Source organism: Herminiimonas fonticola, from assembly GCF_040395855.1.
Classification (GTDB): Bacteria; Pseudomonadota; Gammaproteobacteria; order Burkholderiales; family Burkholderiaceae_D; genus Oxalicibacterium; species Oxalicibacterium fonticola_A.
In genome coordinates this window covers 20,817-27,384 of sequence record NZ_JBEBPO010000026.1, presented here as the reverse complement: position 1 = coordinate 27,384, position 6,568 = coordinate 20,817, and the positions used below count along the sequence as shown (strand labels likewise).

Genomic DNA, 6,568 nt, shown 5'->3' with positions numbered 1-6,568 from the left:
ATGTCCGATAACGCCAGCTACAAAACAGACGATAACGGTGACCTCCATCCCGGTGAAACGGTGGAAGAAAAAATCTCGCTGTCCGAACGCTTCGGCCTGTGGGTGACTTTCTATCCATTCCGGCAGGACGATTATCTGGATATCGCCGCGCACTGGCTCGCACACTTCGGCTGCAATGCGCAGCAAATCGAAGCGGCCAGAACCGAAGCGCTGCAGTGGGCCTTGCAGCGCGGTTCGCGCTCCGGTCGTGTGGCGTGGCAGTTTGCCAAGGATCACGCGGGCAAAACGCAGAAATGATGCTGTCACTGCGTTGTCATTGATCCTGTTTTATTCACCTCTTCTTTCCGGTCTGTCGCATGTCTGAAACCAAAGTGCTGCCCATTGATGTTGCAGTCGGCATCCTGATGAAACCGAATGGTGACGTTCTGCTCGGACAGCGTCCGGACGGCAAACCGTACGCCGGTTACTGGGAATTCCCGGGTGGGAAGGTGGAAGCCGACGAGACTATCGTCGATGCCTTGAAGCGCGAATTTGTCGAAGAGCTGGGAGTGGAAGTCATTTCTGCAGAACCGTGGTGCGGCGTGGAACACGTGTACCCGCATGCGCATGTGCGGCTGCATTTTTACATCAGCCGCAACTGGCGCGGCGAACCGCAAAGTCTGGAAAATCAGGCTTTTGCGTGGCAGGGATGTGTAGGGGTCGAGCCCTTGTTACCGGCAACCATTCCCTTGATTGAATGGCTGGACAAGCTGCGCTATCCAGACTGAAGAATAATGTTAAGGAAGGGGTTGCGGCGGTGGCGGCGCGTCTTCGTCAAAATCTTCCAGCGGGTTCGCCACCGGGATCACGTATTTTTCCTCCGCCCATGCGCCCAGATCTATCTGTTTGCAACGATTGGAGCAGAAAGGGCGGAACTTGCTTGCTTCCGACCATTCAACCTTGGTGCCGCAGGTAGGGCAATCGACTATCGTAACCATAAAACCATCTAATCAAAAACTGCACAAACTCAGTTCAAAGGGCACATCGCCTTCAAACGCTTTCGGTTTCATATCGCCGTCCTGCGACGTGAATCGTACCCACAGCATATACTTGTTGGCGGAAATTTCAGGAATCGCCCCCAGGTTTTCATCTATGTTCAAACGCAGCATCTGGTAAGTCTTGCCTTGCAACATCTGCTGATAACTGCCGGCTTGCGCAATCATTTTCACCGGACGGCCAGACTCGCGCAACAGGCGCAGCACCATGGCGATGGCGTCAAATAAAGGCGCCAGCGGGGTAAACCATTTATGTATATCGGCCAGACGCTGTTCAGCGGAATCATGTTGCCATGCGTAATAAGACGGCAAGTCGAACTCACAGGCGCCGCCGGGAATGATGGTGCGACCGCGTATGCTCATCAGCCATTCGTTTTCGCGTATATGCTGACCGGTTTTTCCTTGCGAGGCGACGAGCGCCGTACTGATACGTTCGATATCGAACAGGATGGCATCCAGCATTTCCGGTTCGACATTGGGATTGGACCTGAAACCGAGCAGCGTTTGCTTCTGGCGTTCCAGCTCCTGCAGCAGATCTGATTTGAGATCGGCGCGACCGGCTACTTCCAGCATCTCGAAAATGGTGGACAGGGCGACGTGATGATGTTGCGGGTGGTCGTGACCGACAAAGAAAGCGAATTTCTCGTACAGGTCTTCCAACCGCAACAACGTGCGAATACGCTCGTTGAAAGGGTATTCGTAGACAATCAAAGTGGCATCCCTTAAAAGTTAAAGCCGGGCGGGTCGAGCTAATTGTGTGATTCTGAACGAAGCGGGGCCAAAATACAAATGCGCGCTCGATTTTGTTTTGTATCTGCTTGTATCAGGCTTCCGATCTTGTCTTCCTGGCGAAAATTCATTGCGGATAGCCTGCGCGTTTCTCTAAGGTTCGCCGGCCTGCGCGAGTGCCACATACTGCTGATGCAGGCGTTGCACTTGCGGTAGCAGCGCAGCCGTATCGCTATCGTTGACGATGACGTCATCGGCGGCAGCCAATCTGTCTGCGCGTGGAACCTGCGTCGCCATGATGGCGCGCACTTGCTGTTCGGTTAGTGTATTGCGCTGCATGACACGGCGGATCTGAATCTCTTCCGGACAATCGATGAGCAGCACGCGTGAAACGCGCTGCTGCCAGAACCCCGATTCGACCAGCAGGGGGACGACGAACACGATATAAGGGCCGTTTGCCTGTGCCGCAGCGTGTTCGGTTTCAGCGCGTATCAGCGGATGGATAATTGCTTCAAGACGTTTTTTCGTTGCGGGATCGGCAAATACCGCTTCGCGCATTCTGGCGCGGTTCATGGCGCCGGATTCGGTAATGAATGCAGCGCCGAATGTGCTCTTGATTGCCGCGATGGCAGCGCCATTGGAGGCTGTCAGCTGATGTGCGATCACGTCGGTATCGATCACGTCGGCGCCCAGCGTTGCGAATAAATCTGCGACCGTGCTTTTACCGCTGCCTATGCCGCCTGTCAAACCAACGGAAAATCGGTTCTTGCGAACGGGATCGTTCATGGCTTCAGTAGAAGCCCAAATACGTCTGTGCCAGCGGTTTGCCGTACAGCAAAGTCAGCAGGCCGGCAGCGGCGAGATAGGGGCCAAACGGAATCGGGATATCGCGCCCGCGCTTGGCCAGCAGGATCAAGGCAATGCCGACTACGGCACCCACTAGCGATGACAATAAAATAATGACCGGCAGCATTTTCCAGCCCAGCCATGCGCCCAGTGCCGCCAGCAGCTTGAAATCGCCATAGCCCATGCCTTCCTTGCCGGTTGCCAGTTTGAACAGCCAGTAAATCGACCACAAGCTCAGGTAACCGGCTGCGGCGCCGATGACGGCTTCTTCCAGCGGGATGAAAGTGGCGTTCAGATTGACCAGCAGGCCCAGCCACAGCAGGGACAAGGTCAGATCGTCGGGGAGTAGTTGCGTATCGGCATCGATGAAGGTCATCGCAATCAGCAGATAGGCAAACACCAGTGTCGCCAGACCGGGCAAGCCGGTACCGAAATGCCAGATCAGGAAAGCCGACAGCAGGCCGGTCAACAATTCAACAACCGGATAGCGCATTGAAATATGCGTTTTGCATGCGATGCATTTGCCGCGCAGGAAGGCGTAGCTGAAGACAGGGATGTTTTCGGCAGCGGTGATCTGATGCCCGCATTGCGGACATGCCGAACGCGGCATCAACAGATCGTAGCGGTCTTCGTGCGGCAGGGCCTTGCCGCTTTCATGCGCGACGTAGTTATCCGATTCGCGCTGCATCATTTTCGGGATGCGGTGAATCACTACATTGAGAAAACTGCCTATCAGCAAACCGAACACGCCGGCGACAATTGCGGGCAATACGCTACCCGCAGGCGCAGACCAAAGTAAATCCATCATCAGACCACAGAACCCAGTTTGAAAATTGGCAGGTACATCGCAATCACCAGGCCGCCGATCAGCACGCCCAGAATTACCATGATCATCGGCTCCATCAGGCTGGATAGCGAAGCCACGGCCTCATCGACTTCATCTTCGTAAAAATCGGCAACCTTGCCCAGCATATTGTCGAGCGAGCCGGATTCTTCGCCGATGGAAACCATCTGCGTAACCATGTTCGGGAATACATCCGAATTCTGCATGGCAACCGTCAGGCTGGTGCCGGTGCTGACTTCGTTCTGGATTTTTTTCGTGGCATCCAGATAAACAGCATTGCCGGCAGCGCCGCCGACCGAATCCAGCGACTCAACCAAGGGCACACCTGCCGCGAACATGGTCGCGAGAGTGCGTGTCCAGCGGGCAATCGTGGCTTTGCGTATTACCGGGCCGAAGACAGGTACTTTCAGCAGTAATCTATCCATGGTGCGCTGCATTTTCAGCGAGCGTTTCCAGGATTGGAAGAACAGGTACAGGCCGGCAAACAGCAAGCCGAAGATCAGGTACCAGTAAGCAACGAAGAAATCGGAAATCGCCATCACCATCAAGGTCGGTGCAGGCAAATCGGCGCCGAAACTCTTGAATACCTCCTTGAACGCCGGCACCACCCAGATCATGATGACAGCCGTGACGATAAATGCGACGGCCAGAATGGCAATCGGATAAAACAATGCGGATTTGATCTTGGCCTTGATGGCGAGCGTTTTTTCCTTGTAGATCGCCAGCCGCGTCAGCAGATCTTCCAGAATACCGGCCTGTTCGCCGGCACCGACCAGATTGCAGAACAGCGGGTCGAAGTAAAGCGGGAATTTGCGGAAAGCCTGATTCAGGCTGGTGCCGGTTTCCACATCGGCACGAATATCCTGGATCAGTTTGGAGACTGAAGGATTGTCATTGCCCTTGGCGACGATATCGAAGGATTGCAACAGAGGCACGCCGGCTTTCATCATCGTGGCCAACTGACGCGTAAAGAGCGTGATGTCTTTTTCGGATACTTTCTTGCCGCTGCGATAGGTTTTCTTTTTGACCTTGGTCACCAGCACGCCTTGCCGGCGCAATGTTGCATTGACCACGGATTCACCGCCGGCACGCAATTCGCCGCGCACGATTTTGCCCGATTTGTCCTTGCCTTCCCAGGCAAAAACGGCTTCCTTGGCGAGCGTTGCGCTTCCGACTTTACGTGCTGAAGTTGCCATCCCTAGACCTCTTTATTATTCGTTGGTACAACCCAGAATTTCTTCCAGGCTGGTCAGTCCCTGCTTTACTTTCACCAGGCCCGATTCGCGCAATGAGCGAACCCCGTCTTTTTTGGCCTGAGCCTCGATTTCCAGCGAAGTGCCGTGATTCAAAATGATGTGCTCGATTTCTTCGCTGATCGGCATGATCTGATAAATACCCAGTCGTCCCTTGTAGCCGCTGCCGCTGCAACGTTCGCAACCGACCGGTTTATAAGGCAGCCAGGTGCCGTCCAGGTCGTCTTCGCTAAAACCGGCTTCCAGCAAGGCTTCATCCGGAATGACGGTGGTTTGCTTGCACGTACACAAGCGCCTGGCCAGCCGCTGTGCGGTAATCAGGATCACGGACGATGCAATGTTAAAGGGCGCGACACCCATGTTCATCAAACGGGTCAGTGTTGCCGGCGCATCGTTGGTATGCAGGGTAGAGAACACCATGTGACCGGTTTGTGCAGCCTTGATGGCGATGTCTGCCGTTTCCAGATCGCGAATTTCACCCACCATGATGATGTCAGGATCCTGACGCAGAAATGCTTTCAGGGCGACCGGGAAGGTCAGTCCGGCCCTGTCGTTGACGTTGACCTGATTGACGCCAGGCAAGTTGATCTCGGCAGGATCTTCGGCTGTCGAGATATTGATGCCGGGTTTGTTCAGAATATTGAGGCAGGTGTACAGCGAAACGGTTTTGCCGGAGCCGGTAGGGCCGGTAACCAGAACCATGCCGTACGGGCGCTGGATGGCGTTGAGCAGCGTTTCCTTCTGGTCCGGGTCGTAGCCCAGCGCTTCGATCCCCATTTGCGCTTGCGAGCCGTCCAGAATACGCATGACGATTTTTTCGCCGAACAGCGTAGGCAGGGTGCTGACACGGAAATCGATGGAACGGGTTTTCGACATCACCAGTTTCATGCGGCCATCCTGCGGCACGCGTTTTTCTGAAATATCGAGTTTGGAAATGACCTTGATGCGCGATGCCAGCTTTTCCTTGATTGCCAGCGGCGGTTGCGCAATGTCGCGCAGCACGCCATCGACGCGGAAGCGGATACGGTAAAACTTTTCGAAAGGTTCGAAGTGAAGATCGGATGCCCCGAGATTGATCGCATCGACCAGAATTTTTTGCAGAAATTTGACGACAGGTGCGTCGTCGATATCGGCGGTCGCGCCATCGGCGGGTGCTGCCAGATCTTCTTCGGCGAAATCGATATTTTCAAGATCGTCGCCTATCAGCTCATTCAAGTCCTGTTCGGCGCTATGGCCCAGCTTCTCGATCAGCTTGAGCAAGGTAGCGTGGTCGACGATGATAGGTTCCACCGTCAACTGGGTCTGAAACTTGATCTGGTCCAGGGCCTGCGAATTGGTCGGATCGGAAATCGCAATCAATACCTTGTTGCCGCGCTTGGCCAGTGCGATGACGCGCTGACTTTGCATCAGCTTCAGGTCGATGATTTTGTTGTCGGAGAGGTTGCTGCTGTTGAATGCCGCCAGATCGAGCAGCGGATAGCCAAAGGTCTGCGAGCAAAATGCCGCCAGCCGGGCACCGCTCATGATGTCGCTTTTCAGCAAAATATCGATGAACGGAATTTTTTCATTGGCAGCCTGCTTGGCAACCGTGTCTGCCTGTTGCGGCGTTATCTGGCCTGCCTGCAGGAGGGCGCGCGCAAGGCCGGACATCGCATTATTTGACGCCGAAGTAGGGAGAACTGCAGCCATGTAGTTACGCCGGAAATGTCAATTGAACATCGAAGATGCGTTAGATAATGCCTATAAGCATCTGTTTTGTAAACATATCCGAGTGCCTGTTACCTTTTCGCAGAGGAAAATGCAACGCTTGCGCCGAATTGCCGCCCCCTGTTGCTACGTCCTTGGTCAGACTGGTTGTACGC

Annotated in this window: 8 protein-coding genes; 2 read left to right on the top strand and 6 right to left on the bottom strand. The window is 54.6% G+C overall.

The genetic code is table 11. The features are described 5' to 3' along the window. The coding region (locus ABWP27_RS05645) for a DUF815 domain-containing protein (RefSeq protein ID WP_353154532.1) at positions 1-297 on the top strand (297 nt) is incomplete at its 5' end. Between the two features lie 59 nt (positions 298-356). Then, entirely contained in the window at positions 357-767 is a 411-nt protein-coding gene (locus tag ABWP27_RS05640; RefSeq protein WP_353154530.1) for an NUDIX domain-containing protein, read from the top strand. Positions 768-776: 9 nt separating this feature from the next. Here the strand turns inward: ABWP27_RS05640 and yacG are convergent, their stop codons facing one another. The 6 genes from yacG to pilB form a co-directional block, all read right to left on the bottom strand. Continuing rightward, positions 777-977: a DNA gyrase inhibitor YacG gene (yacG, locus tag ABWP27_RS05635; RefSeq protein ID WP_353154527.1), complete on the bottom strand. Its 201-nt coding sequence runs from the start codon at positions 975-977 to the stop codon at positions 777-779. Between the two features lie 12 nt (positions 978-989). Continuing rightward, the gene (gene zapD / locus ABWP27_RS05630; RefSeq protein ID WP_353154524.1) at positions 990-1,745 is read right to left on the bottom strand and encodes a cell division protein ZapD; all 756 of its coding nucleotides are present in this window, start codon (positions 1,743-1,745) and stop codon (positions 990-992) included. 171 nt (positions 1,746-1,916) lie between these two features. Next, entirely contained in the window at positions 1,917-2,549 is a 633-nt protein-coding gene (gene coaE, locus ABWP27_RS05625; protein WP_353154521.1) for a dephospho-CoA kinase, read from the bottom strand. 4 nt (positions 2,550-2,553) lie between these two features. After that, a complete protein-coding gene (locus ABWP27_RS05620) occupies positions 2,554-3,414 on the bottom strand; it encodes a prepilin peptidase (RefSeq protein ID WP_353154534.1) in 861 nt (286 codons plus the stop codon). A 2-nt stretch (positions 3,415-3,416) separates the two neighbouring features. After that, positions 3,417-4,649 carry a type II secretion system F family protein gene (locus ABWP27_RS05615; protein WP_353154518.1) on the bottom strand — a complete coding sequence of 411 codons (1,233 nt, stop codon included), beginning with the start codon at positions 4,647-4,649 and terminating at the stop codon, positions 3,417-3,419. Between the two features lie 15 nt (positions 4,650-4,664). Further along, entirely contained in the window at positions 4,665-6,395 is a 1,731-nt protein-coding gene (gene pilB, locus ABWP27_RS05610) for a type IV-A pilus assembly ATPase PilB (protein WP_353154515.1), read from the bottom strand. Positions 6,396-6,568 lie beyond the last annotated feature (173 nt).